The organism is Shewanella sp. T24-MNA-CIBAN-0130 (assembly GCF_040310185.1).
GTDB classification, from domain to species: domain Bacteria; phylum Pseudomonadota; class Gammaproteobacteria; order Enterobacterales; family Shewanellaceae; genus Shewanella; species Shewanella psychromarinicola.
On record NZ_JBEOPP010000035.1, the window covers coordinates 1 to 26,910 of the forward strand.

At 41.7% G+C, this 26,910-nt stretch carries 24 protein-coding genes, 2 tRNA genes and 1 pseudogene; 9 read left to right on the forward strand and 18 right to left on the reverse strand.

The window, feature by feature from the left end:
• Position 1: 1 nt before the first annotated feature.
• From AAEZ02_RS14005 to orn, 3 genes are all read right to left on the reverse strand, one after another.
• Positions 2-77: transfer RNA gene (locus AAEZ02_RS14005), tRNA-Gly, on the reverse strand.
• Between the two features lie 178 nt (positions 78-255).
• Positions 256-331: transfer RNA gene (locus tag AAEZ02_RS14010), tRNA-Gly, on the reverse strand.
• A gap of 264 nt (positions 332-595) precedes the next feature.
• Positions 596-1,141 carry an oligoribonuclease gene (orn, locus tag AAEZ02_RS14015; RefSeq protein ID WP_101034152.1) on the reverse strand — a complete coding sequence of 182 codons (546 nt, stop codon included), beginning with the start codon at positions 1,139-1,141 and terminating at the stop codon, positions 596-598.
• A gap of 112 nt (positions 1,142-1,253) precedes the next feature.
• Between orn and rsgA the strand changes: the two genes are divergently transcribed.
• The 6 genes from rsgA (at position 1,254) to AAEZ02_RS14045 (ending at position 8,999) form a co-directional block, all read left to right on the forward strand.
• Positions 1,254-2,315, forward strand: coding sequence for a small ribosomal subunit biogenesis GTPase RsgA (rsgA, locus tag AAEZ02_RS14020; RefSeq protein WP_351075173.1), 1,062 nt, complete (start codon positions 1,254-1,256; stop codon positions 2,313-2,315).
• A 103-nt stretch (positions 2,316-2,418) separates the two neighbouring features.
• The gene (gene asd / locus AAEZ02_RS14025; RefSeq protein WP_351075171.1) at positions 2,419-3,285 is read left to right on the forward strand and encodes an archaetidylserine decarboxylase; all 867 of its coding nucleotides are present in this window, start codon (positions 2,419-2,421) and stop codon (positions 3,283-3,285) included.
• Positions 3,286-3,590: 305 nt separating this feature from the next.
• Entirely contained in the window at positions 3,591-6,830 is a 3,240-nt protein-coding gene (locus AAEZ02_RS14030; protein WP_502959548.1) for a mechanosensitive ion channel domain-containing protein, read from the forward strand.
• A gap of 24 nt (positions 6,831-6,854) precedes the next feature.
• On the forward strand, positions 6,855-7,589 hold the full coding sequence (locus AAEZ02_RS14035; protein ID WP_335686794.1) for a glycerophosphodiester phosphodiesterase: 735 nt from the start codon (positions 6,855-6,857) through the stop codon (positions 7,587-7,589).
• Positions 7,590-7,625: 36 nt separating this feature from the next.
• Positions 7,626-8,576 carry a D-2-hydroxyacid dehydrogenase gene (locus AAEZ02_RS14040; RefSeq protein WP_351075169.1) on the forward strand — a complete coding sequence of 317 codons (951 nt, stop codon included), beginning with the start codon at positions 7,626-7,628 and terminating at the stop codon, positions 8,574-8,576.
• Between the two features lie 231 nt (positions 8,577-8,807).
• Positions 8,808-8,999 carry a bacterioferritin-associated ferredoxin gene (locus AAEZ02_RS14045; protein ID WP_101034146.1) on the forward strand — a complete coding sequence of 64 codons (192 nt, stop codon included), beginning with the start codon at positions 8,808-8,810 and terminating at the stop codon, positions 8,997-8,999.
• 168 nt (positions 9,000-9,167) lie between these two features.
• Here AAEZ02_RS14045 and parC read toward each other — a convergent pair whose 3' ends face one another.
• From parC to nudF, 7 genes are all read right to left on the reverse strand, one after another.
• Positions 9,168-11,471, reverse strand: coding sequence for a DNA topoisomerase IV subunit A (gene parC / locus AAEZ02_RS14050; protein ID WP_351123689.1), 2,304 nt, complete (start codon positions 11,469-11,471; stop codon positions 9,168-9,170).
• The gene (locus tag AAEZ02_RS14055; RefSeq protein ID WP_418895976.1) at positions 11,471-12,619 is read right to left on the reverse strand and encodes a PQQ-dependent sugar dehydrogenase; all 1,149 of its coding nucleotides are present in this window, start codon (positions 12,617-12,619) and stop codon (positions 11,471-11,473) included. Before AAEZ02_RS14055 ends, parC begins: the two co-directional genes overlap by 1 nt.
• Before the next feature lie 55 nt (positions 12,620-12,674).
• Complete coding sequence (gene parE / locus AAEZ02_RS14060; RefSeq protein WP_101034143.1) at positions 12,675-14,561, reverse strand: DNA topoisomerase IV subunit B; 1,887 nt, start codon at positions 14,559-14,561, stop codon at positions 12,675-12,677.
• Between the two features lie 70 nt (positions 14,562-14,631).
• Positions 14,632-15,204 carry a YqiA/YcfP family alpha/beta fold hydrolase gene (locus AAEZ02_RS14065; RefSeq protein WP_101034142.1) on the reverse strand — a complete coding sequence of 191 codons (573 nt, stop codon included), beginning with the start codon at positions 15,202-15,204 and terminating at the stop codon, positions 14,632-14,634.
• Between the two features lie 65 nt (positions 15,205-15,269).
• The gene (cpdA, locus tag AAEZ02_RS14070) at positions 15,270-16,109 is read right to left on the reverse strand and encodes a 3',5'-cyclic-AMP phosphodiesterase (protein ID WP_101034141.1); all 840 of its coding nucleotides are present in this window, start codon (positions 16,107-16,109) and stop codon (positions 15,270-15,272) included.
• A gap of 34 nt (positions 16,110-16,143) precedes the next feature.
• A complete protein-coding gene (locus AAEZ02_RS14075; RefSeq protein ID WP_335686790.1) occupies positions 16,144-16,581 on the reverse strand; it encodes a DUF1249 domain-containing protein in 438 nt (145 codons plus the stop codon).
• A gap of 39 nt (positions 16,582-16,620) precedes the next feature.
• Positions 16,621-17,247, reverse strand: a complete 627-nt coding sequence (gene nudF, locus AAEZ02_RS14080) for an ADP-ribose diphosphatase (RefSeq protein WP_101034139.1) — start codon at positions 17,245-17,247, stop codon at positions 16,621-16,623.
• Positions 17,248-17,675: 428 nt separating this feature from the next.
• Here nudF and tolC point away from each other — a divergent pair, with 428 nt between their 5' ends.
• The gene (gene tolC / locus AAEZ02_RS14085) at positions 17,676-18,971 is read left to right on the forward strand and encodes an outer membrane channel protein TolC (protein WP_101034138.1); all 1,296 of its coding nucleotides are present in this window, start codon (positions 17,676-17,678) and stop codon (positions 18,969-18,971) included.
• A 113-nt stretch (positions 18,972-19,084) separates the two neighbouring features.
• Here tolC and AAEZ02_RS14090 read toward each other — a convergent pair whose 3' ends face one another.
• Genes AAEZ02_RS14090 through AAEZ02_RS14100 form a run of 3 tightly spaced genes read right to left on the reverse strand, consistent with a single transcriptional unit; the run spans position 19,085 to position 21,285 of the window.
• Positions 19,085-19,819 carry a TIGR04219 family outer membrane beta-barrel protein gene (locus AAEZ02_RS14090; protein ID WP_124012459.1) on the reverse strand — a complete coding sequence of 245 codons (735 nt, stop codon included), beginning with the start codon at positions 19,817-19,819 and terminating at the stop codon, positions 19,085-19,087.
• A gap of 2 nt (positions 19,820-19,821) precedes the next feature.
• On the reverse strand, positions 19,822-20,793 hold the full coding sequence (locus tag AAEZ02_RS14095; RefSeq protein WP_101034136.1) for a DUF2333 family protein: 972 nt from the start codon (positions 20,791-20,793) through the stop codon (positions 19,822-19,824).
• A gap of 12 nt (positions 20,794-20,805) precedes the next feature.
• Positions 20,806-21,285 (reverse strand): copper chaperone PCu(A)C, encoded by a 480-nt coding sequence (locus tag AAEZ02_RS14100; protein WP_351123693.1) that lies wholly within the window; start codon positions 21,283-21,285, stop codon positions 20,806-20,808.
• A 35-nt stretch (positions 21,286-21,320) separates the two neighbouring features.
• Between AAEZ02_RS14100 and AAEZ02_RS14105 the strand changes: the two genes are divergently transcribed.
• Entirely contained in the window at positions 21,321-22,058 is a 738-nt protein-coding gene (locus tag AAEZ02_RS14105) for an enoyl-CoA hydratase-related protein (RefSeq protein WP_101034134.1), read from the forward strand.
• Between the two features lie 68 nt (positions 22,059-22,126).
• On the opposite strand, the gene AAEZ02_RS14110 is transcribed toward AAEZ02_RS14105, so the two are convergent.
• Both AAEZ02_RS14110 and AAEZ02_RS14115 read right to left on the reverse strand, forming a co-directional pair.
• Entirely contained in the window at positions 22,127-22,327 is a 201-nt protein-coding gene (locus tag AAEZ02_RS14110; RefSeq protein ID WP_351075159.1) for a PspC domain-containing protein, read from the reverse strand.
• Positions 22,328-22,510: 183 nt separating this feature from the next.
• The gene (locus tag AAEZ02_RS14115) at positions 22,511-22,822 is read right to left on the reverse strand and encodes a hypothetical protein (protein ID WP_351123697.1); all 312 of its coding nucleotides are present in this window, start codon (positions 22,820-22,822) and stop codon (positions 22,511-22,513) included.
• A gap of 523 nt (positions 22,823-23,345) precedes the next feature.
• Between AAEZ02_RS14115 and AAEZ02_RS14120 the strand changes: the two are divergent.
• Positions 23,346-23,665 (forward strand): annotated as a pseudogene (locus AAEZ02_RS14120) (enoyl-CoA hydratase-related protein); the annotation flags it as partial.
• A gap of 33 nt (positions 23,666-23,698) precedes the next feature.
• Here AAEZ02_RS14120 and AAEZ02_RS14125 read toward each other — a convergent pair.
• The 3 genes from AAEZ02_RS14125 to dusA form a co-directional block, all read right to left on the reverse strand.
• Positions 23,699-23,899, reverse strand: a complete 201-nt coding sequence (locus AAEZ02_RS14125; protein ID WP_101034131.1) for a PspC domain-containing protein — start codon at positions 23,897-23,899, stop codon at positions 23,699-23,701.
• A gap of 183 nt (positions 23,900-24,082) precedes the next feature.
• Positions 24,083-24,388: a hypothetical protein gene (locus AAEZ02_RS14130; protein WP_124012461.1), complete on the reverse strand. Its 306-nt coding sequence runs from the start codon at positions 24,386-24,388 to the stop codon at positions 24,083-24,085.
• Positions 24,389-24,974: 586 nt separating this feature from the next.
• Complete coding sequence (gene dusA / locus AAEZ02_RS14135) at positions 24,975-26,024, reverse strand: tRNA dihydrouridine(20/20a) synthase DusA (protein WP_124012462.1); 1,050 nt, start codon at positions 26,022-26,024, stop codon at positions 24,975-24,977.
• Positions 26,025-26,910 lie beyond the last annotated feature (886 nt).

A 26,910-nucleotide genomic window follows, 5' to 3' on the forward strand; every position in this document is an offset into this window, starting at 1 on the left:
TTGGAGCGACATATCAGGTTCGAACTGATGACCTATACCTTGGCAAGGTATCGCTCTACCAACTGAGCTAATGTCGCGCACTTTTCGCTTTCTTTTAAAATCTAACAGAAATTTGGAGCGACCTTCTTTATAAATAAAGAGGGGTTCGAACTGATGACCTATACCTTGGAACAAGATTGGTATCGACTCTTACAATTAACTCAACTGAGCTAATGTCGCACATATTTCACTTTCTTTTAAAAACATACAGAAATTTGGAGCGACATATCAGGTTCGAACTGATGACCTATACCTTGGCAAGGTATCGCTCTACCAACTGAGCTAATGTCGCGTACTGGTTGCTTCATTTTAACAATCTGCAAGGTATCGTCTTTCAACCTATCAACTGAGCTAATGTCGCGTACTGGTTGCTTCATTTTAACAATCTGCAAGGTATTGTCTTTCAACCTATCAACTGAGCTAATGTCGCATACTTTCAAATTTCAATACAACTTTCTATGACTCAGAGTTTGGCGCTCTGTAGAAAGTTGAGGCCGCATTATAGGTAAATTTTACTACGCTGCAACCCCCTTTTTTAAAAAAATTGTTCAATTGGTTAAATTTTAAATACTTCTGTGCGATAAAACTGCATTTCAGCAATAGACTCTTTGATATCTTCTAATGCTTGATGAGTATTTTTCTTACTGAAGCCATTCATTGTTTCAGGGCTCCAACGACGAACCAACTCTTTGATGGTACTCACATCGATATTGCGATAATGAAAATACTCTTCAAGCTCCGACATGTACTTATTCATAAAGCGACGATCTTGACCAATACTGTTGCCGCACATTGGCGATGCGCCTTTAGGCACGTACTGAGATAAAAAATCAATCGTTTGTGTTATCGCATCTTGTTCAGAACATTTACTGGCGCGCACACGGTCAATCAATCCTGACTGGCCGTGATGTTTTTGGTTCCAATCATCCATGCCTGCTAGAGCCGCATCGGTTTGATAAATCGCGAGTACAGGGCCTTGAGCAATGATATTAAGGTCTTGGTCGGTCACTAAGGTGGCAATTTCAATAACTCGATCCACAGCGGGTTCTAAGCCTGTCATTTCCAAATCAACCCAAATTAGATTATTCGCATCAACAGCCATTTATGCCGCCTTATGTTATCTGTCGCCTAAATTCAGGCATTTTTATAAAAGAGTGTGTATCATACTGTTTTTTTGACACACAAAAAAACACCTATTTAATGAAGATAAGCCTGTGAGTAAAAAGAAACCCCTAAGTCAGGGCCAATTACGCCGAATGCGCGCTAATCAGACTAAGCGATTAAAGCGCAATGACGATAACACTCAACATGCCGAGTTACAGGACAATCTGTTAGGTCCTGAGCAAGCTGGTGTGGTTATTTCTCGCTTTGGTCAGCATGCCGATATTGAAACTGCAAACGGTATGGTCTCGCGATGTAATATTCGTCGCGCGGTCACCAGTTTAGTCACGGGTGATAAAGTCGTGGTAAGACTCGCGACTGAAGTCCAATCCGGCTCCAGTATCGGTGGTATTGTCGTAGCCGTTCACCCACGAAAATCTTCTTTAACTCGACCAGATTTATACGACGGCGTAAAAATTATTGCCGCCAACATCGATCAAATCTTAATTGTGTCATCGGTTTTGCCTAGCTTTACCACCCAAATTATTGATCGATATCTAGTGGCTTCTGAAGATACCGATATTCGACCTATCATCATTCTGAACAAAATTGATTTATTAGATGATACCAATCGTGATGAAATCGAACGAGCTTTGACACGCTACCAAGATATTGGTTATCCGGTTTATCGGATCAGTAGCCACACAGGCGAAGGCGTAGATGACATTAAAGATTTACTCAATAACAAAGTCAGTGTTTTCGCTGGCCAATCGGGTGTCGGCAAGTCTTCCTTAATCAATGCTTTAATGCCAGAAGCTGAACTATTAATTGGCGATGTGTCCGATAACTCAGGTTTAGGTCAACACACGACGACCACGGCCAAGTTACTGCATTTTGTCAGCGGCGGTGATTTAATTGACTCTCCTGGTATACGCGAATTTGCGTTATGGCATTTAGATGCCATCAGAGTCGGTTGGTGTTTTATCGAATTTAGAGATTTTTTAGGAACATGTAAGTTCCGCGATTGTAAACATGGCGACGACCCGGGTTGTGCTTTACAGCAAGCCTTAGCTGATGGAAAAATAACCAAAGACCGCTTTAGTAATTATCAGCGTATTATTGCCAGTTTAGATGAACAACGTCATGCACGACATTTCCGTGCCATTGATGAATAATATTCTGTATGCCTAATACTCTTTATAAAGACTAGGCTGTAGAAATAGTAGGCTGTAGAATAAAATTTTATCGTTCAACCAGATGAGAGAAAAGGGAAACACATTGGACTCAATTAAAATTGCTTTGCAATACATGTTGCCAAAACACTTTCTGTCGCGCTTAGTGGGCAAATTTGCCGCTGCAGAAGTAGGCGTTATCACCACGGCAGGGATTAAATGGTTTATCAAACAATACAAAATTGATATGTCAGAAGCATTGCAACCTGAGCCCGAAGCCTATAAAACCTTCAATGCCTTTTTTACCCGGGCGTTAAAGCCTCAACTGCGACCTATCTGCCAAGACAGCCATTTCATGGCGCACCCGGTTGATGGGGCGATAAGTCAATGTGGTTCAATTGACGCTCGTAACATTTTCCAAGCCAAAGGTCACAGTTATACGACCGAAGCATTATTAGGGGGTGATAAGAATGATGCTGCACGTTTTGATGATGGCGATTTTGCCACTATTTACTTGGCTCCAAAAGATTACCACCGGATCCACATGCCAATCACAGGTACATTATCAAAAATGACTTATGTGCCAGGCGATTTATTCTCGGTTAATCCTCTTACGGCTCAAAATGTGCCCGGACTATTTGCCCGTAATGAACGTGTGGTGGCTATTTTTGAAACCGAAGCAGGCCCACTTGCAATGGTACTGGTAGGTGCAACAATTGTAGCCAGTATTGAAACAATTTGGTCCGGTACAGTGACCCCACCAGGTGGTAAGCAAGTGTTTAGCTGGGACTATCCAACCACAGGCCCAGAAGCGGTTACCTTAGAAAAAGGCGCTGAAATGGGTCGTTTTAAACTAGGCAGCACTGTGGTGATGTTATTTGCGCAAGATGCCATTGCAACATTTGCTGATGGTGTCGAACCAGGTGAAACCACGCGTATGGGTCAACCGTTCGCCAAATTCAACCAGCAATAACTCGCCACCACTAAACCACACCCTGAATTAATTGAACTATATTGAGCCGTACTGCTTTTGAGTGGTACGGCTTTATATTGTAAACTCATTGCTCATTTACCACTGCATTGCGCTTTTTAAGCGCAAAAATAGCGCTGTAGTATCGTGTTACCCCCTTTTTATGATTGGTGCTAGCACGCAGCATTTTAGACGAGCAACAGACCACTCCAACCACGATTAAATAAATAATGATTGTTGCGACAGCTTTATTTGAAACTCAGCAAAGACATCAAAAATATAGATCATAATCTCGCAAATTTGCTACCATGACCATACTCCAGCCTGAGCCAAGTATTATGTTACGTTTAGCGTGTTTATTTCTGTGTTTTCTTATAGCAAATATACTGTCAGTTTCTGTATTTGCTATTACCCCCCTAACCCTAGATAAGCGTTTGGGGCTCAATAGCCAATCTGAAAATCAGCCGCTTGATATACAATCTCAAATTATAGAACTCGAAAGCAGCATTGAAAAGCTGCAAATTGAACAACAAACCTATACCAATATCGAACGCTCTAACAACGAAGCAAAACTCTCACTGGCAGAGCAACTTGCTGAAGCACAGAAACCGTTAAGCCTAAATGTTGAAATCGATCTTAACCAGCAAGCTTCAATGGCCTATTTTCATTTATCGGAATTAAAAGAGACCGAATCGAGCCTTAATCAGCAGTTACGTCTGATTTCACAACGCCAAACGCAATTACCTGATTTAATTGTTCAAGCACAAAATGCCTTAACGCAACATAATAAAACCCTAAAATCGCCAATTGATATTCCATTAGGCCAACGTAACAAACTTCAGGCAGAACTGCTCGCGCAGCATATTGTGACCTTACAAGCTGAACAATTAGCTAACCCTCAGCAGTTAGAAATTACTCAACTACAACAGCAGCTCAATCGCTTGTCTTTAAGCCAACAAGGAATCTTTATTGAGCTTATCAACAAACACAACATTGAGTCTCGCCAGCAGCAAACCGCAGACACCATAGCCAATAACTTAATTGATGCCCAAGAGCTTGCCGATCCATTATCTCAAGAACTTAGCGAAGTAAATCAGCACTATGCTGAACAATTACAGACCCTCACCAGTAATATAAAATCTGCGATCGAGAATCAACAACGAATTGAGAAACGCTATCAATCACAAAATGCCCAACTATCAAACGTACTTGAGCAAATTACCTGGGTTAAAACTAACTCCGCCTTTGGCGATCGTTTTTTGCAGATGCTGCAATCATTACCTAAGCCACCCAATCTAGACAAACTGCAAACAGAATTAGCCGATGCTCGTTTACAACGCTACAAATTAGAACAGCAACAAGCACTGAACAGCCAGCAACTTGATAACCGCGACATGTTTAATGAAACCCAGATTAAATTACTGCAATCACAACAAGAGCTAATCAATCAACTATCGCAAAGTTACGATCAATATCTAGCTGAATTTGCTAAGTTACGCATTGGTTATGAACAATTAAATCAATTACATACCACATTAAAAAACACTCTTAACGAACATCTATTTTGGGTGCCCAATGCGCCTAGCATTGGCGCTTTATGGTTAATTGACTTAAGTCACAGTAGTGTCTGGTTACTGCAACCGAGTCAGTGGCAGTCGTTACAACAAGCTTGGTCTGAACAAAGTAATTATTGGGCTTGGTGGGGCATTTTATTTTTGTGTTGTTTAATGGCACAAGACATGCTGACACCTAAGTTCAATGAAGCGATTAGTCGCTATGCAGTATATGTTGGCAATGTGACTCAAGATAAATTTAAATACACCATTAAAACCCTAATCATCAGCTTAACGTACGCCTTAATAAGGCCGTTACCGGTGATAATGGCAGGGATTATTTTCTCGCGATCAGAACAAAATCTGGTGTATGCCGTGGGAATTGGCATTTTAGCTATTGGTGTCAGTTATCTGATATATCAGTTCTTTTTCTTGTTAACCCTTGATAAAGGTATTTTGATCAGTCATTTCCGACGACCGAAGGAAATTGTCCAACAAGCACAACAAACCATGGCTTCGTTTGTCATGGTATCTGCGCCATTAATCGGTTTAATGGGCTTTACCGAAGCGTTAGATACCTCATTAGTACGCAACAGTCTTGGCCGTGGTGCGTTTATCGTTTTCTGTGTTGTGCTATTCCTGCTGTATAAAGAAGTCATGTTACTTATTGGCCAATATCGCAAAAATAAGCCTAGCGCCACTAATATGGCTATCATTCAAAAAGCGCTATGGGCAATACTGATCGGGACCCCTGTTTTTAGCGCAATCTTGGCGGTGATCGGCTACTACTTCACCGCATTCCAACTTCTATTACAGCTACAAATTTCGGTATTATTAGGCTTGGGCTTCTTGCTGACTTACCAGTTAATTAAGCGTTGGATGTTGATTGAACGCCGTTTAATCGCATTTGATCGTGCCAAAGCCAAGCGTGCAGAGTTACTTGCACAACGAGAAAGAGACGAATTACAAAACAATGAACCAATAGAAACCTATGAAGAACCGATTGTTGATTTAGAAACCATTTCCAGCCAGTCACTGGGCTTAGTGAGATCAATTTTAATTTTGGCCTTCTTCGCCAGCTTATTGGGCATTTTGGCGCAAACGCATACTGCGGTATTCTCGTTTTTAGATGGCATTACTTTATGGACCACCAACAGCAATGTAAATGGTATTGAGCAACAAGTGCCCATTACATTGAAATCAATTCTATTTGGAATTATGTTAGTAGGTTTCTCATTAGTTATTGCTAAAAACCTCCCCGGTTTGATGGAACTGACGTTATTGCAAAGATTAGATTTATCGCCAGGAACCGGGTTTGCCATTACCACTGTGAGCAGTTATTTAGTGGTGTTTTTTGGCATACTGTTTGGTTTTTCAACTCTTGGGATGGAATGGGCTAAATTGCAATGGCTAGTTGCGGCACTCTCAGTAGGCTTGGGGTTTGGCTTACAAGAAATTTTTGCTAACTTTATTTCTGGTTTGATTATTCTATTTGAAAAACCCATTCGTATTGGCGATACCGTTACTATCCGCGACCTATCAGGTACAGTCAGTAAAATCCAAATCAGAGCGACTACGATTGTCGACTTTGATCACAAAGAAATTATTGTGCCAAACAAAGCCTTTATTACCGAACAACTGGTTAACTGGTCGTTGTCCGATCCGATAACTCGTGTGATCGTAACAGTATCGGTATCTCGTGATGCTGATCCAACCAAAGTCGAAATGTTACTTCATCAAGCCGTGCTTGAATGTGATTTATCATTAGCCATACCGGAGCCAGAAGTATGGTTCGCCGGTTTTGGTCGACACACACAAGATTACGAAATTCGTTCGTATGCGAAAGACATGTCGGATCGTTGGCCGTTACGCCACAGCTTGCATAAACTCATTAATAAAAAGCTTAAAGAAAATAATGTCGAACTTGCCTATCCGCAGATGGACATTCATATTAATCATATGCCTAAAGAATCCACCGGATTATATAAAGGCTAATTCAAGTCTTAATTAAGGACAGCTATGCTCGTTTTTGCTCACCGCAGCGCCAGCGGTTATGAACCTGAAAATACCTTAATTGCTATAGACAAAGCACTCGATTTGGGTGTTAGTGCCATTGAACTTGATGTGCATTGCGTTGAAGGTGAATTAGTGGTGTTTCATGATCGCCGTTTAGAAGGTAAGTCAACCGGAACAGGGCTGATCCACTTAACCACAAAAGCAGCTCTGGCTCTATTTACCGTCGGCGGACAAGCGATCCCCACGTTATGGCAGGCACTCGAACGGATAAGCACAAAAAGCGAAGGCTTGTGCAGCGTCAACATCGAATTAAAAGGCGTTGGCTGCGTAAAACCCTTTCTTGCATTATATCCTCAAGCCCTTGAGCAACTCAATTACACCCCAGAACAACTGTTAATATCATCATTTAACCACCCCTATTTGGCTCAGATAAAAAACACTTTCCCACAAGCTATTATCGCCCCATTACTGGCGGGGATCCCGCTAGACTTAGCTCAAATAATGACGACGCTTAATGCCTATTCGATCAATCTTGACGTGAGTTTTATTAATCAAGCTATTATTGATGACGCCCATCAGCGCGGCGGTAAAGTATTTGTGTATACCGTTGATCATCATGAAGATATTCAAGCGTTAAAAGCAATGGGTGTCGACGGTGTTTTCAGTAATTATCCAGACAAAGCGATGGCAATAGCAATGATGCCGGTCACAGTGGACTACCATGGTTGGTTTGAATAAGCCGTCTACGTATCAAGACTAAATCATGGAATCCCTATGGCGAATAAATTATTATTGCTGACCAGAGAGAACGATCAATATCGCCAATTATTGGCAAAGCATTCATTGCCAGATCTCGAAATTGTCGATGACATTCTCGTTGATACTGGCGATGACACGCTCAGCAATATTAATGATGCTGATATTTGGTTAGCAGAACCCCATTTAGCCGCACCATTACTGCCCCATGCAACAGCGCTTAAATGGTTACAATCAACCTTTGCGGGTGTCGATGCGTTAATGCAGCCATCATTACGACATGATTATTTGCTGACCAATATTCGCGGCGTCTTTGGCCCGCTAATGAGTGAATATGTTTTTGGCTACCTATTAAGCCATTATCGACACCATGCCCAGTATACGCAGCAACAACACCAGCAGCTTTGGCGACCAGGCAGTTACCGAACTTTGCAAGGGCAACAACTATTAATACTAGGCACGGGCTCCATCGCTCAACACCTTGCGATAACAGCCCACCATTTTGGCATGACAGTCAGCGGGCTCAATCGCCAAGGCGCACTCGTGAGTGGCTTTAATCGCATCGACACGATGGATAAATTAGCCGATTATTTGCCCCATGCACATGTCATTGTCAGCGTATTACCCGATACACCTCAAACCAAGCATCTATTAAATGCCGAAAATCTGCCTTTATTAAAACCTGATGCCATGTTATTTAACATTGGCCGAGGTAACGCAATTGATTTGACAGCTTTACAAACTGAACTGATGCTATGCCCACAGCGCCAAGCCATATTAGATGTGTTCGAACAAGAGCCCTTGCCTGCTAACCATCCACTATGGCATTACGATAACGTCACTATTACTCCACATATCGCTGCGCCAAGTTTTCCCGAACAAGTAGTACAAATATTTAGCCAAAACTATTGCCGATGGCAACAGTCCAAATCATTGCACTATGTCGTCGATGCTAGCCATGGCTACTAAAACGGGCTGAAATAGCATTGTTTAACCTCAGATCGGAACAATAGATAGGCTAATTCGTTAAATACGGCTTCATTGCAAGTCTTCAATTTTTCATAAAAAGTGATGTAGATCATACTGTATTAAAAATAATCATTATATTTACAAGAAAGGTATTGCCAATGATAACTATTTTCATTTAGAATTAGGTTACTTTCTTAGCTCTGACCCATTTTAAATGAAGAGGCTTTCTCTATGTACGTTTGTCTTTGTCATGCCATTACAGACACTCAAATTAAAGCAGCCGTTAGCCAAGGTGATTGCTCACTTGCTGACGTGAGAAAGCGTTTGGGCGTTTCAGACCAATGTGGAAAATGTGCTCGGATGGCAACTCAAATCATTCAGACTCAGTTAGAGTACGAACCCAATTTCTATGAAGTTGCATAAAATATTTCCTTTTCATAAAAAAAGCTGCTCATATGAGCAGCTTTTTTTCATTCTTTAGCGATTTACTAACCCAAAAATTCAGGGCTGGTTCACTAACATTAATGCGATCCTCGCAATGTTCAGACAAACAACAAGGTTAACGAAACCATGTGATCCTGAAATAAGCCATTAATCTAACGTCTGCGCAGAATCGTCTACCCCTGGCTCACTGTCTACATGGGCACTGTCAACATCAACACTATCCACACGTTGTAAACCTCTTGGTAGCTTAGCACCTCTTCGTCCGCGTTCACCTCGATATTCCTCTAAATCACTTGGTTTCAAGGTTAACTTACGCTTGCCCGCCCATAACGTTACTGAGGCATTTTGAGGAACCACACACAGATGCAATAGTAATTCTTCGCGATTTTTAGCTCGATCAGTAGCAATACCGATAATTTTATTGCCTTTACCTTTTGATAACTGTGGCAAAGCATCTAAGCTAAACATCAGCATGCGGCCTTCAGAAGTTATGGCTAACAAAGATTGACCTGCGGTTTTATTAATTAACTTTGGCAGCATGACTAACGCATTCGTTGGTAGGCTTAGTAACGCCTTACCCGCCTTATTACGGCTGACTAAATCAGGATAAGCACAAATAAAGCCATAACCCGCATCGGTTGCCAACAACAAGAACTGCTCTTCCTCACCCATTAATACATGTTGCATTACCGCGTTAGGCGCCATATTAAAGCGCGTGGTAATCGGCTCACCTTGGCTTCTGGCTGAAGGCAACGTGTGACTGTCGGTTGTAAATGCTCGCCCTGTTGAGTCAATAAACACCGCCGCCTGATTACTTTTACCCATTACGCTGCACAGGTAACTGTCGCCAGACTTATAAGACAAGCCTTTTACATCAACATCATGACCTTTAGCACAACGTACCCAACCTTTATCTGACAACACGACAGTGACAGGTTCAGTTGGGGTTAACTCTTGTTCAGTCAGTGCTTTGGCATCAATACGTTCAATAATAGGCGAACGACGATTGTCACCATAAATCTCGCCATCTTGGATCAATTCTTTTTTGACTAAGGTTTTTAAACGACGATCTGAACTTAATAATAATTCTAATTTGTCACGCTCGGCGGCTAACTCGTCTTGCTCAGCTTTGATTTTAAATTCTTCAAGCTTGGCCAAATGACGTAACTTTAATTCTAAAATTGATTCTGCTTGTTTATCTGACAAGGTAAACCGAGATATCAACTCAGCTTTAGGCTCATCGTGAAAACGAATAATCTCGATCACTTCGTCAATGTTTAAAAATGCGATCATCAAGGCTTCTAAAATATGTAATCGCGCTAACACTTTATCGAGTCTATATTGCAAGCGGCGCGTTACAGTGGTCATCCGAAACTCTAACCATTCGGTTAATAGTTGCTTTAGCCCTTTCACTTTAGGGAGGCCATCAAGTCCCAACACATTTAAGTTAACCCGAAAGCTTTTTTCAAGATCCGTAGTGGCAAATAAATGGGTCATTAACTGATCACAATCAATACGGCTTGATCGAGGAACAATGATTAATCGCACTGGGTTTTCATGATCAGATTCATCACGTAAGTCAGACACCATCGGCAGCTTTTTTGCCTGCATTTGATTGGCAATTTGCTCTAGGATCTTACCGCTACTTGCTTGATGCGGTAATGAGGTAATGACAATTTCACCATGCTCTTCTTTGTAAACCGCGCGCATTTTGATTGAACCACGCCCGGTATCATAAATCCGCTCAATATCGGCTCTAGGGGTGATGATTTCGGCTTCAGTCGGGTAGTCAGGACCTGGCACTAACTCCATGAGTCGGGCTAAATCAGTTTTTGGATTATCGATAAGCTCAACACAAGCTGAAACTAACTCACGCACGTTATGGGGAGGAATGTCTGTTGCCATGCCAACCGCAATGCCGGTAATGCCATTCAATAAAATATGCGGTAATCGGGCAGGTAAGGTTTTAGGCTCCTTCATGGTGCCATCAAAGTTCACCCCCCAATCGACGGTTCCTTGACCTAATTCCGACAGTAACACTTCAGAAAACTTTGATAGTCTAGCTTCGGTATAACGCATTGCCGCAAATGACTTAGGATCATCTGGCGCGCCCCAGTTACCTTGGCCGTCAACCAGTGGATATCGATAGGAAAATGGCTGAGCCATTAACACCATCGCTTCATAACATGCGCTATCACCGTGTGGATGATATTTACCTAAAACATCACCCACAGTACGGGCTGATTTTTTGTGTTTAGACTGTGCCGATAACCCCAATTCACTCATGGCGAAAATAATACGTCGCTGAACAGGTTTTAAACCATCGCCAATATGCGGTAAAGCACGATCCATAATCACGTACATGGAATAATTTAAATAAGCCTCTTCAGTAAAGCGCCTAAGCGGCATTTGCTCTACGCCATCAAGACTTAATTCAATCGCATCACTCATTATTTCATATCCTGTGATTGTTCGGGTGCGTTATAAAACAAACGGTAAATATTACCTTTTAAATCATCTGAAATGTACATTGCGCCGTCTGGCGCATTAATCACATCAAATGGACGTGCGACGGGAAATTCTCCATCCAAAAAACTCACCACGGTTTCACGTTTACTAATTTTATTATCTTCAATACTCAGCATCACAATTTGATAGCCCACTTTACTTGAACGATTCCATGAACCATTTTCAGCAACAAATATTTGGTTACGATAACGTTCAGGAAATTGCTCTCCTCGGTAAAAACTTAATCCGGTTGGAGCAACGTGTGCTGGCAGTTCAAATTCAGGCACGCTGATATTTAAATTTTCAGGTTTATCATAGGCAGGCTCAATCACATCTGTGGCGTGTAAATAAGGAAAACCAAAGTGGCTACCTTTAATGTCTAAGCGGTTTATTTCATCAGGTGGAATATTATCGCCCATCCAATTACGACCTAAATCAGCAAACCACAACTTGTTGGTCACCGGTGACCAATCAAAACCTGTCACACTCCTAAGGCCTAACGCAACTTGCTCACTGGCGCCGGGATCAACATCGATAGCCAAAATACTGCCAAATGGCGAAGGTGATTCACAGACATTACATGCCGAACCAATGGCAACATATAACAGTCCATCGGGGCCAAAGTGCATCGAACGAGAATATTTCTTATCTAAGCTTGGCAAATTTGAATAGACTTCACGTGCTCGACTAGGACGGCGAAGACGAGATTCTATTTCTTCAAAGCGAATGATACGGTCGTCTTCAGTGACGTATAGCGAACCATTATGGAAGGCTAACGCATCAGGGTAATCTAACCCCCTTGCGATAAGGTAACGCTTATCCACTTGGCCATTTTGATCACTATCAACCAACGCATACACGGTGCCACTTTTTTGAGACCCGACAAATAAAGTGCCGTTATCGCCCACGGTCATTTGCTTAATATCGCCTAAATCAGAGGCATACAAGCTTAATCCAAACCCTTTAGTGACAGTGATCATCACCGATTGTGCGGCAATGGCGAGTGTGGGAAAAAAGCCTAATAATATTATACCCGCGCAAGCAAATTTACTGCCCAGGTTAAGATAAAATCGTACGTTAATATACTGCATGTTAATTATCTTTTTGCCTTATGTTATACATTCTTATTGGCAGTAACAAACACGACTAAAGTGACGCTAAGTCGCCTTTACTTTCTAACCAGGTCTTACGATCTGGAGCACGCTTTTTAGCCAGTAACATATCCATCAAGGCTACCGTCTCATCGGCGTCATCGATAGTCAATTGAACTAAGCGTCGGGTGTTAGGATCCATAGTGGTCTCACGCAGTTGCAATGGGTTCATTTCACCCAAGCCCTTAAAGCGAGTCACTTGCACCTTACCTTTTTTATTTTCTGCGGTAATACGGTCTAAGATCCCCGTTTTTTCAGCTTCATCCAGAGCATAAAAAACCTCTTTGCCGATATCAATACGAAATAGCGGCGGCATAGCAATATACACATGCCCATTATTCACTAATACACGATAATGCTTTAAGAACAACGCACACAACAATGTCGCAATATGCAGTCCATCAGAATCCGCATCCGCTAGAATACAAATTTTACCATAACGTAATTCTGAAATATCATCGCTGTCAGGATCGCAACCAATCGCTATCGAAATATTATGCACCTCTTGCGAGGCTAACACTTGCGAGGAATCGACCTCCCAAGTATTCAAAATTTTACCTCTTAACGGCATAATGGCTTGAAATTCACGATCTCGAGCTTGTTTTGCACTGCCGCCAGCCGAGTCTCCTTCCACTAAAAATAACTCACCTCGCATCGGATCTTGACCGCTGCAATCGGTTAGCTTACCCGGTAATGCTGGCCCAGAAGTCACTTTTTTACGCGCCACTTTTTTAGCGGCTTTTAAACGTCGCAGTGCATTACTAATGCACAATTCTGCTAGTTGTTCTGCTAACTCAGTATTGGAGTTTAACCACAAAGAAAAGGCATCTCGAACAACACCAGAAACAAAGGCAGAGCTTTGACGACTGGATAATTTTTCTTTGGTTTGGCCAGAAAACTGTGGATCTTGCATTTTTGTCGATAAGATAAACGCTGCACGATCCCAAATATCTTCGGGCGATAGCTTAATACCACGAGGAACAAGATTGCGAAATTCACAAAACTCACGCATAGACTCAAGCAAACCTTGTCTAAAGCCATTTACATGAGTACCGCCTAATGGTGTCGGAATTAAGTTAACGTAACTTTCACTCAAACTATCCCCACCTTCAGGCAACCAAGTAATCGCCCACTCAGCGGCGTCTAATTTGCCTTTAAAACTGCCAACAAACGGCTCTTCAGGTAACAATACAGAATCTTTTATCGCTTCTTTGAGGTAATCGGTTAAGCCGCTTTCATAAAACCAGTCATACACTTCACCATTTTGTTTATTGGTAAACTTGATGCGTAAACCGGGGCACAATACCGCTTTAGCTCGTAGTATATAAATTAATTTACTGGCCAAAAAGTTAGCCGAGTCAAAATAACTGGTATCGGGCCAGAAATGCACTCGAGTTCCCGTATTACGGCGCCCACAAGTCCCCGTCACGACCAATTCTTCAACCTTAAAACCATTTTCAAAGGCCATTTCGTATACATGCCCATCACGACGAACACTGACTTCAACACGCAGAGAAAGCGCATTGACGACCGAAATACCCACCCCATGTAAACCACCTGAAAACTGGTAGCTTTTATTCGAGAACTTACCGCCAGCGTGTAACTTAGTCAGAATAAGTTCAACCCCAGGAATGCCTTCTTCTGGGTGAATGTCCACCGGCATACCCCGGCCATCATCGGTCACTTCAAGGGAATTATCTTCATGGAGTACAACTTCAATTTTAGTCGCGTGTCCCGCCAGAGCTTCATCAACGCTGTTATCAATAACCTCTTGACCAAGGTGATTAGGCCTAGAGGTGTCGGTATACATACCAGGACGGCGTTTTACCGGGTCAAGTCCATTAAGGACCTCAATAGCGTCAGAAGTATATTGGTTGGTCATAATCCACACATTTGGAGTTAGATAGAGCCAAAGTTAGCTCAAATTGATCGTTGTTTGTAACGCTAAAACGTTACAGCTGAATAAATTTACATATTTTGTCTAATTGTTGTTCATAGCCAACAAAACTGTGGTCACCATTGGGCTCTAAATGTAATTCACAGCTATGGTACTTATGTAGTGCTTGTCGATAATCTAACACTTCGTCACCAGTTTGCAACAGCACGAGAAAACGATCAGGATGTCGGATCACATGAGTATTATACTGAGCAACATCATATTGATGCTGCGGTAACACTTGATAATGCTCGTCAGTATAAGGATTATATTGAGGACCGATAAACTGTTCAAATAATTCGAACGGTTTTACCGCCGGATTAATCAACACGGCTCTACCACCATAGGTTTCGGCTAAATAACTGGCAAAATAACCACCTAACGACGAGCCAATAAAGCGCAATGTCTGCCCTTGCCGTTTCGCTTGCTCAGTGATATTGCACAGTAAAGTAATTGCAGCAATGGGTGACGAAGGTAATTGTGGTTGGTGAAAATCGACTTGTGGATAATGTTGCTGAATATAGTGTGCGGTTTGAATGGCCTTATCTGACCGTGGAGAACTATTAAAACCATGTATATAAAGCAGCATATTCCCTCGCGAGACGGTTAATTAGCACTAAGGGCGTCCTTATTAACATAATATGGCGCGGTAAACTAGTATCCGCTGGCCTCATTATCTGGCGCAAATAGATTTCCTGGCACGCGATACACGTTAGTACGAATGCTACCATCGCCTGCCAACTCCAGCAAACGATAACCGGGTTGAAGATGGTCTAAGGCAAAATAGGATGATAATGGTTTAAATTGAATACACGTTGACGGTGTCGCCATTAATTGAATAGGACCATGCGCCCCTAAATGAATATTATCCACTTGTTGGTGTACGTGCCCCCAAAGAATACCTTTCACTTGCGGGTAACGGCTGGTCCGTTGCAAAAAGTCTTCTCCATTCATCATGCAGTGCTGATCTAACCAAGCGCACTGCATTAAGATCGGATTATGATGCATCACTAACAAGACATGTTTATCGGGTTCAGCGTTAATTGCAGCATCTATTAAGGCAAATTGTCGCTCGCCCATATGGCCACCAGGCTTACCTCGAAGAGTAGAATCAAGCATTAATATCAGCCATTTACCAATAACCACCCGTTGTTGGCCAAACACTTTTTCACCTTGCATACGCAAGCTCATCAAGCGAGGGTCATCATGGTTACCGGGTAAATAATGGCAAGGCAGATTTAACATTTCAATCTTTTGCACAAAATGCTGATAAGACTCAGGTGAGTAATCTTGGCTAATATCACCGGTTGCTAACAATAAATGAGCAGGATATTGAGTGGCTATGTAGGTATTTAACACCGCTTGGAGACTTTGGGCCGTATTAACACCTAGCAGTTGTCCTTCTGGATCAGAAAAGAGATGCGGATCCGTCACTTGTACTAATCGTACAGGCTCATTTTCAGTAACAGAATAATGCACTGCGTCTTTAAGCACTAAAGATTCCCAACATGGTAAAAGAATAAAATAGCTATGATTGGCAAGTCACTCTCCGAGACCCAATCTTCAACAGATCTTCAAGGAATGCATTCACCTGAAATTTTTCATCGCTATGATGCATATGTATATTAGGGTAATCATACATTGGCTTTAAGCGATAAATCTGTTGGCTAGTTAACACTTCTGCTAATTGAGCATCATGATAAACACGAACAGTTGCTTTGGGAGTTTTAAAAAAATGTCCATTGGGTATAGGACGAGATATTTCGACTAGCTGAGTATACTTAGTATTTTCAAGAAGATTGATCGACAAGGTACCAAATTGACCTTCAATCTGCCATGGCACATTAACGCTCATTTTTTCGGGTAACCATTTTAAAATACGTGCATAATTTCTACCACACACAGCTAAAAAAACACTGACATTAGGTTGATATTTTTGCTTTTTTTTCAGATTAAACTCTGCCACCCAATCATTCCTATCTTGCTCACAATCCTATTCAACAAGTTAAAGTGAGTCACGAATTTGTTGGTAATTCAGCATCAACCATTGGATACCCAACACCGTCGCCGCATTATCGATACGACCATTGTTTACCCATTGATAAGCTTGCTCGCGACTGACAACATGAACCCGAATATCTTCATTTTCATGTTCGAGTCCATGTATTCCAGCCGCTTTGGTGGCATCGACTTGCCCCAAAAACAAATGAAAACGCTCTGTTGTGCCGCCAGGACTGACCAAATAGCTGTTTATAAATGTTAAGCCTAATAAACTTAATCCGGCTTCTTCCGCTAATTCACGTTCTGCCACTTTCTCGGGTAATTCGCCGGGTTCAATTATACCTGCCACTAACTCAAGAAGCCAGATTGATTTAGTGGTCGCTAATGCTGGAACCCTGATTTGCTCTATCAATACGATTTCGTCACGAATTGGATCATAAGGTATTACAACAACGGCATGGCCTCGTTCAAAGACCTCACGCCTCACCTCACCACTCCAGCCTCCTTTAAACAGCTTATGCTTAAAGGTGTATTCGTCCAACTGGAAGAATCCTTTGTATAATACTTTTTTAGATATCAAACTAAACCCAGACTCTGCGTCAAAGGTGGTTATAGCGGCTTGCTCAGACATATTTATCCTCATCTATCAAAACGTAAACCATCTGGTCATTTTACAGTTTAAATTAACATAATTAATAACTAAGCATTTAAGCTTGCATCAGCAAAAACAGGTCTAATTAAAATAAAATCTGTTACACTTCAAATTTGACTTGAAAATGAAAAGATCACTACTATCAGTTAGCGCACAATATGTGAGTAGTGCACAATATGCAGTAATAAACATATGGTGAATAAAATGCAATGAGCAATGCGTTGTGGATGTTGAACGACGATATCTGCTGTAAATTATTATGCATACTCATTAAGCAAGTAAGTTAACACTGATTGCCGCGTTAAGACTGAATAATGTTATCTCATTATCTTAACGGAGGACATGACCAAATTTATAAGTTAATCAACACCTCATCTTACCGAGGAATTGTCTAAAAAGGGCAGCAAATGAAATTCAAAATTGGTTCATTATACGCAGCATTAGCATTTGCTATTGCAGCACCAGCAGTACAAGCTGACGATTTACTTCAAATTTATCAAAAAGCACTCACTAGCGACCCTATCGTTTTACAAGCCAAAGCACAACGTGATGCCTTATACGAAAGTATTGAAGAAAATCGTGCACCGTTATTGCCAAGTATCAGTGCAAACGTTGGCTACGCTAAAGCGTGGAATGATCCTTTAGAAGATAGCGACGGATTAATAGGTGGTGTTAACTTAACTCAAGTTATTTACGATCACAGTGCATGGGTAGGTTTAGACCTTGCTGAAATGGCAGCGTCTCAAGCAGACTCTGCTTATGCATCGACATTACAATCGCTGATTACCCGTGTCACTAAAGCCTATTTTGATGTATTAACGGCTAAAGATAACTTCGAGTTCCAAGGTGCAGAAAAAGCAGCAATTGAACGCCAACTTGAGCAAACTAAGCAACGTTTTGCCGTAGGCTTAACGGCAATTACTGATGTTCATGAAGCACAAGCACAATATGACCTAGCATCAGCATTAGAAATTCTTGCTCAAAATACCCTAGACAATAGCTACGAAGCATTACGTGAAATTACTGGTGTAGATCATAAATCAATTGATATTCTTGATACTAACCGTTTTTCAGCCGTTACACCTGCCCCAGCATCATCTGCGGCTTGGTTAAAAATGGCCGAAACCAGTAGCATCGATTTAATGACTCAACGTATCGCCAAAGATATCGCCAATGAGACGATTAAATTGTACAAAGCTGGCCACATGCCTTCACTTAACTTAAATGCCGGCTATAACAAAGGCGTTGACCAGACTCCAGGTCCAGATTATGACAATACCAATATTGGTGTAACCTTGAGCATTCCGCTTTTCGAAGGCTTTAAAGTGACTTCGCAAGTGAAACAGGCTCAGTTCCAATATGTGGAAGCAAGCGAGAGATTAGAACAAACTCATCGCAGTGTAACTAAGAACGTACGTAATAACTTTAATAACGTTAACGCTTCTATCAGTTCAATAAAAGCCTATGAGCAATCGGTGATTTCATCTGAAAGCGCATTAAAAGCCACTCAAGCTGGATTTGAAGTGGGTACGCGTACGATTGTTGATGTGCTGAACCGTACACGTGATTTATACGATTCAAAGCGTCAATTGTCTGAAGCGCGTTATGGCTATATCAATTCTATATTGGCCCTAAAACAGGCTGCGGGTACATTATCCGAAGATGATGTTATCTCGATTAACAGCGGACTAATTGCTCAGTAGTGATTAATCTCCTATAAAAAAACCGCCAATAGGCGGTTTTTTTGTGAGCATACAATTATTAACACAATATTTTTGCTCGATCTTTTAGCACGATCTTTTAACATAGTCTGCAATTAGAAAACTAATTCAACACCAGCAAATGCGCCACTAAAGTCAGTGTTTTGCGTCACACCAGAGAAGTTACTCACATCAAAATTAAACTCACGGTAACCAACACGAATAGCAGTATCAACAGCTAATCCGTCAAACTGCCATCCCAAACCAGCACCATAGTCATGTACATTAGATTCGTCCACTCCTAACATCACATCAGCAAAGCCAAACAAGCCTAAACCAATCATGCCAACTTGTGCACTGGCGTACCCCATCACGATACCGCTGTCGATATCCACTTCTTCAGGATGACCGGCATCAGCAACTCGTAATGAACCGCTCATTAATTTATAGGCGGCACCTAAATCAACAGACACTAAGTCGTTATCTAGGATTTCGTAATACAACACAAAGTCAGTATTACTTAAGTCATTAATGACCGACGCCGCACCGCTATAGCTGTGACCATTAAAATTAAAGTCCGCATTGCTAATGCTCGTGCTCGACTCAAGGCGATTTTCACGAATTTTAACATTAGGCACAAACGGCAATGGATGTTCAACAGCAATCCATACGCTACCTTGAGATGAATCATCATTAAAGCTGTGGGCAACAGCACTATCATCATTAAATGCATTTGTGGTGTCGGCCTGCCAGTAATCAGCGCCGACTTTAAAACCTAATACAGTTGCCGCATGAGCCGATGACACGCTTAACAGGCCCACTAAAGCGGTGGCAATAAGAGTCTTTTTCATCATTATCCTTGTGAGAGTAAATTCGTTAAATCAATTACCGCGGCATTTGCACGCGAAATATAATTAGCCATCACCAACGAGTGATTAGCCACTAAACCAAAACCGTTTCCATTAAGAACCAAAGGGCTCCAAACTGTTTGTTGAGTTGCTTCAAGTTCACGAATAATTTGACGTAAACTGACCGCAGCATTTTTGTTTGCTAATACATCGGCAAAATCAACTTCAATGGCCCGCATAAAGTTCAATAATGCCCAAGCGGAACCACGGCTTTGATAAAATACATCGTCAATTTTCCACCAACTGGTTTTAATTTCATTGCTCGATAAACCGGGGGTCGATTGACGCGCAGAAATATCACCTGCTAGATCAGTATTTAACCGTTCTTGGCCGACACTGGCAGATAAATTTTGTGAGATACTACCTAAGCGTTTTTGAACTTCTTTCAGCCATTCATTGAGGTTGTCTGCACGAGCATAAAACTGCGCATTATTGTTCTCTGCATCATTGATTTTAGCACGATAAAGTTTCAATAATTTGATCGCATCGCGATATTCACCTTCGGCACTTGGCACTAACCAACTGGTATTATCGATGTTTAACTTCGAATGTGCCGTTAATAAATCATCATCCGCAGTGGACTGCGACTGTGAACGACTAAATTCTTTACGCATCGTTAGCGCTAAATCTCGCGCCTGTTCTAATGCACCAAACTCAAATGCAGGCATGTTATCCATCATTACCGACGGAGGCATAATATCATTAGAGAGCCAACCTCCGGGTTTATCCAGCAAGGTTTCCATTGTGGCAATTAATGACGTTGTTGTCGCATAACCCACAATTAACTTACCGTTATCTGTTTTCGACGATACCGGTTTAATTGGATCAGGTGCAACACTCCACCACACACTCATAAAGTAAAGTACTAAACAAAGCACACCAACAACGGCTAATATTTTATTCCTTGTTACTTGCATCAATATTGCTCCTTAATTGTGGTGATGATGTTCATCATGTTGAGTCTCGGCTTTCTTAAGCACGGGAAGCTCAATCATAAGTTGCTGACCATCGTCAAAAATTAATGTTAAAGGCACTTTATCATCAATAGCCAATGGCGCGGTTAACGACAATAACATCACATGATCCCCGGTAGGTTGAAGCGTTAACGAACCGTGGGACGGTATAGTAAACCCTTCGACTTGACGCATTTTAACCATGCCATCTTCTTCAATAATTGTATGTAACTGCGCTACTTTTGCCGCACTCGTCTTCACTTCAACTAACTTAACATCGCTGTTGTTATGATTTTCTAGCGTAAAATAAGCCGCGGTATTGGGCACACTCGCAGGCATTGCTCTTACATGACCATCAACCAACACAACGTTAGCGCTGACTGCGAATGAAATTGATGATAGCACTAAAAAGTTAAACAGATGTTTGAATATTGCTTTCAATGTCTTAAACTCCATGTAATCCCACTCGCGTTCACAACAGGAAGCTACGAATGAGTCATATTCAGGTAAGAGATGATCAAGGCGTACGGATCATCAGTTTTAATCGTCCAGAAAAGCGCAATGCCTTTAATCTAGAAATGTATCAGCAATTCACAGAATACCTGATCCAAGGTGAAGCCGACAACGATATTCGTGCCTTTATGTTTCATGGTACAGAAAACTGTTTTACATCAGGCAATGATATCGCAGATTTCCTCAAGAGTGGTGAATTAGTCGAGGAGCATCCAACGGTTAAATTCTTGTTTTGCTTATTGGATCTTAAAAAACCGGTTGTGGCTGCTGTGACAGGGGCCGCGGTGGGAATTGGGACAACCTTGCTACTTCATTGCGACTTAGTGTATGCCGACAATAGTGCTAAATTTCAGATGCCATTTGTTAGTCTGGCCTTGGTTCCTGAAGCCGCATCAAGCTTATTGTTACCCTTAATCGTGGGCCAACAAAAAGCGGCTGAACTCATCTTACTCGGAGAAGCATTTAATGCTACGACAGCGGCAGAATTAAATATTATTAATAAAGTGGTCGATGATGCCGATTTATTGAGTTTCAGCTTAGCTCAAGCGAAAAAACTTGCTGCACAACCACCTCAGTCACTTCAAGCATCGAAACAGCTTTTACGCCATAATCAGGCACAAGTAAAAGCACAAATGAAGTTAGAATTAGTTCAGTTCTCTAAACGTTTACAAAGTGATGAAGCTAAACAACGCTTCCAAGCTTTCTTACAAAAATAAATATCCTACTCGATATAACCTGTCTACGGGGAAAGTCATGGCCCCGTTTACCCACTGCTGAGTAGACGTTAAAATCGAGTCGTTTTTTGACTCATCACTACGGCTATCACAAAGTAAGCTAACAGACCGATACTGGGGGTGCTTACAACGAGCCCTAGTGTCACAACACGTGTCCAAAGTAATGACCAGCCGTATTGTTTAGCCAACTTAGCTGATACGCCACATACGATCCGAGTTTCATCTTGTAATCTATCGATTAAACGCTTCATATTATCCTCTCGTACTCAACCAGGTTTATCCTAGTCAGTAATGGTGTTCAGATTAAGCCTGGTCATTAATGCTTGGCCATAATAGCCAGCTGACTACTGTCGCACACAGTGCAAAACTGATCACTGGCAATAACAATAACGACATTAATGGCAGCACCAAAGCTATATTCATTGCCCAATCCATTACTTGTTCTCAGTGGTTAAGGTTGTTGTGGTTTGTGGTTGTTCAAAGCTAGTAAACTCTAGGGCTGAATTCATTTCAAATACCTGTTCAGCTATTTGAGTTTGCAACGACAACATTAACTCTTGTTTTACATTGGCAATCATTTGTTGGCTAGCTCGGGTCATCGTCTGCTCAAGCGTAGCAACCGTATTTGAGATTGAGATTTCATCAGCCTGAGCCGAAACACTGGCGGTAACGAGTAATGCTGCAGCAATTGATAATTGAACACTACGACGAATAACGTTAGTTGAAGTTAAAGTTAAAATAGACATAATGGAATCCTTTATTGTGCTGGTTGATGACAACTAAACACTCGTCTAGTTGATTATACAATAGGTATTACAAGTAGCATGCCAACTTCAAAAAAATCAGTAACCCCATAATTAATAGACTAAATTAATTAATTGTCGTTCATATAAATGAACCAACCTCTCGAACAAAAAACCAACAGGTAGTAAAATTAACCATATCCTTAGTGAGAATGACCAGCCCTTTTGTTAACCCATGTAAAAAGGGTGAACAGCTGAAATAAATGGCCAGCTATCACCGGGGTGTTAAATGAAATGACTGAATGAATGAGAGAATGAATGAATGAATGAGTCAACGTTTTAGCGGGTAAACACACTCATAATCTAACGGCGGGATGTCACAATTTGCTTTCGAGCTTAAGCCTTGTAACCATGCTTTCGCGCATCAATGGTAAAACACTGCAACCTTTTCCACTCATAGATCTAATAAAGTCAGTTAAACATTGATGGCTGTCTTGGTCGTTAATCCCAATACGTGCCTTTATGCTTCATGGTACATGGTACAGAAAATGGCTTTACATCAGGTAATGAGAAAGCAGATGTCCTCAAGAGTGGTCAATTAGTCGAGGGGCATCCAACGGTTACATTCTTGCTTTGCTTATTGGGTCTTAAAAAACCGGTTGTGCCTGCTGTGACGGGGCTGCGGTGGGAATGGGTACAACCTTGCTACTTCATTGCGACTTAGTGTATGCCGACAATAGGGCTAGATTTCAGATGCCATTTGTTAGTCTGCTCTTGGTTCCTGAAGCCGCATCAAGCTTATTGTTACCCTTAATCGTGGGCCAACAAAAAGCGGCTGAACTCATCTAACTCGGAGAAGTATTTAGTGCTGGGTAGACGTTAAAATCGAGTCGTTTTTTGACTCATCACTACGGCTATCACAAAGTAAGCTAACAAACCGATACTGGGATTACTGACAACGAGCCCTAGTGTCACAACACGTGTCCAAAGTAATGACCAGCCGTATTGTTTAGCCAACTTAGCTGATACGCCACATACGATCCGAGTTTCATCTTGTAATCTATTGATTAAACGCTTCATATTATCCTCTCGTACTCAACCAGGTTTATCCTAGTCAGTAATGGTGTTCAGATTAAGCTTGGTCATTAATGCTTGGCCATAATAGCCAGCTGACTACTGTCGCACACAGTGCAAAACTGATCACTGGCAATAACAATAACGACATTAATGGCAGCACCAAAGCTATATTCATTATCCAATCCATTACTTGTTCTCAGTGGTCAAGGTTGTTGTGGTTTGTGGTTGTTCAAAGCTAGCAAACTCTAGGGCTGAATTCATTTCAAATACCTGTTCAGCTATTTGAGTTTGCAACGACAACATTAACTCTTGTTTTACATTGGCAATCATTTCTTGACTAGCTTGGGTCATAGTCTGTTCAAGTGCAGCAACTGTATTAGCGGTTGACATTTCATCAGCCTGTGCCGAAACACTGGCGGTAACCAATAATGCTGCAGCAACTGATAACTGAACACTACGACGAATAACGTTAGTTGAAGTTAAAATAGACATAATGGAATCCTTTATTGTGCTGGTTGATGACAACTAAACACTCGTCTAGTTGATTATACAATAGGTATTACAAGCAGCGTGCCAACTTTAAAAAACAACAGTAACCTGCTAATTAATTGACTAAATCAATTAATTATCGTTAATATAACTGAACTAAAATATAGAACAAAAAACCAACAGGTAGTAAAAATCACCATCTAGTTAGTGAAAATGACCAGCGATTTTTATGCAGCATTATAGCAAGGCTAAAAAGTAGCAATAAATAGCGAAATATCACCGCCAACTGAGAGGCTGTGGCAGAGATTAGTGGTTAACTTGGTGACTGGGTTAGTGGTTGAAGTGTGAAAATGTCGGTGACTGTATTAGTGACTGTCTAGCTTATGGTATTAGACACTGTTGTTTAGCAGGCTTTATGGTTCCGCTAGCGATTCTAGCGAGAGACAAAACCAAAAAACGCCTAATAATAGGCGCTTTTTATATGCTAACAGCTGTTTTCAACATGTCTGTCTGGCCGTTTATTTCACGTCTTATTCACGACATAAGCTCGCGATATAATCTGGTGACATAATTCTCTATATAACGAGAATTATATCAAAGTAGATTCGTCACTGGCGAGTGCTTTTGCATCGACAAATTCAGCGGCGTTAAGCACAACCCCAATATCAGCATTGGGCTTATGAGCATTCTCACTCAAATGCCGACGCCAGCCACGCGAACCTGGTAAGCCCTGAAATAAACCAATCATATGACGGGTAATATGATTTAAACGACCGCCTTGGGCTAAATGCGCTTCAATATAAGGTAACATTTGTTCTATCACTTGTTGGCGAGTAATCACCACTTTATCGATTGCGCACAACTGTTGATCTACTTGCGCCAACATATACGGGTTTTGATAAGCTTCACGCCCCACCATCACCCCGTCAAGCTGGGCTAAATGTAGCTTTGCTTCGTCTAACGTTTTAATGCCACCGTTAATGCTGATGTTCAACTGTGGATAATCGCGCTTTAATTGATACACCCGATCATAATCTAACGGCGGGATCTCACGATTCTCTTTCGGGCTTAAGCCTTGCAACCAGGCTTTACGCGCATGAATAGTAAAAGCACCACAACCTTTGGCACTGACGATATCAATAAAGTCGGTTAAAAATTGATAACTGTCTTGCTCATCAATCCCAATACGGGTTTTGACTGTAATCGGAATATCACTGACTTGTTTCATCGCATCAACGCATTGTGCAACTAACTCAGGCTCGGCCATTAAACACGCACCAAAGCGGCCATTTTGTACTCTATCAGACGGACAACCCACATTCAGGTTCACCTCATCATAACCACGCTCAGCAGCCAACTTGGCACACGCCGCTAAATCAACCGCGTTAGAGCCACCCAACTGTAACGCCAGTGGATGTTCTGCAGTGTTATAGGCCAAATAGTCGCCCTTACCTTGCAATATCGCACCCGTGGTGATCATCTCGGTATACAACAAGGCTTTGCTCGACATTAAACGAGCAAAGTAACGATAGTGGCGATCTGTCCAATCCAGCATAGGCGCAATGGAAAAGGTGCGATCGAGAGTATCCGTTGGTGTCACTAGCTTTGGCGTTGTATTCACTGAATTCTTTATACTCATAATCTGGGTTAATTGTGCACATGTCTAAAGGTTTTTAGCGCAAGGGGAACCAGCAGGAAACCATAAAATATTGGATTTTGGTAAGCGGGAAACCCATGCATGACGCCTTGCTGCATCAAACGAAAGATTATACACGGGACAAAGATTCTTTACCAAACGATCAACAAACAACTCTTGAGGGATTGATCCAATAAGCATGCACTCAGGTTCAGACAAGGTGGCTGGATAGGGACTAGAACGTGTCAGATATACTGACTTATTTGGTATTAGCTATGTTTGATTCATAACGCTGCGTCATGGTAACTAATTGCCTGCCGCATGCTCTTGTGCAGATGATTAAGCGAGACGCCACGAGCACGTCCATGTGGGCTTAACCAAAACGTCCCTATTTTGGAGACTCGCTGACTCATCTACACCGGTAATTTAGCTATCTTCGATTTAATTTCATATTTGTCTGCAAATGAGTGCCACATAGAAAGGAGCAAAACTAAGATCTGACTTACTTTGGTCGGATAGGCTGCACCCGTTGCCAAGTGCCGCTCTCCTAAGAACAGTTCACTGCATACGGCTCAAGCCTCCACTAAGGCGCACTATGTTAGTGCGTAACCACAAGGGTTACCTTCGCAATACTCACTTGTAGATTTGATACTTTTTTCTTAATGATTCTCCAATCGATGGATTGTCATTGAGCAAAGCAAGGAGAGGCACTAACTTCATTTGAAGTCATCGCTTGCGTTTCTCCATTAACAAAGTTCTTCTAGTTTTCTTGCAACGGGAGACCAGCTACTCAAAGTGGTGAACAGCGCTTCATACGACTTCACGTCGCACGGGTACAAATGAGTTAGTCATGAAAATCTAGCTAGATGGCGCATGTGATGGTTTAGCT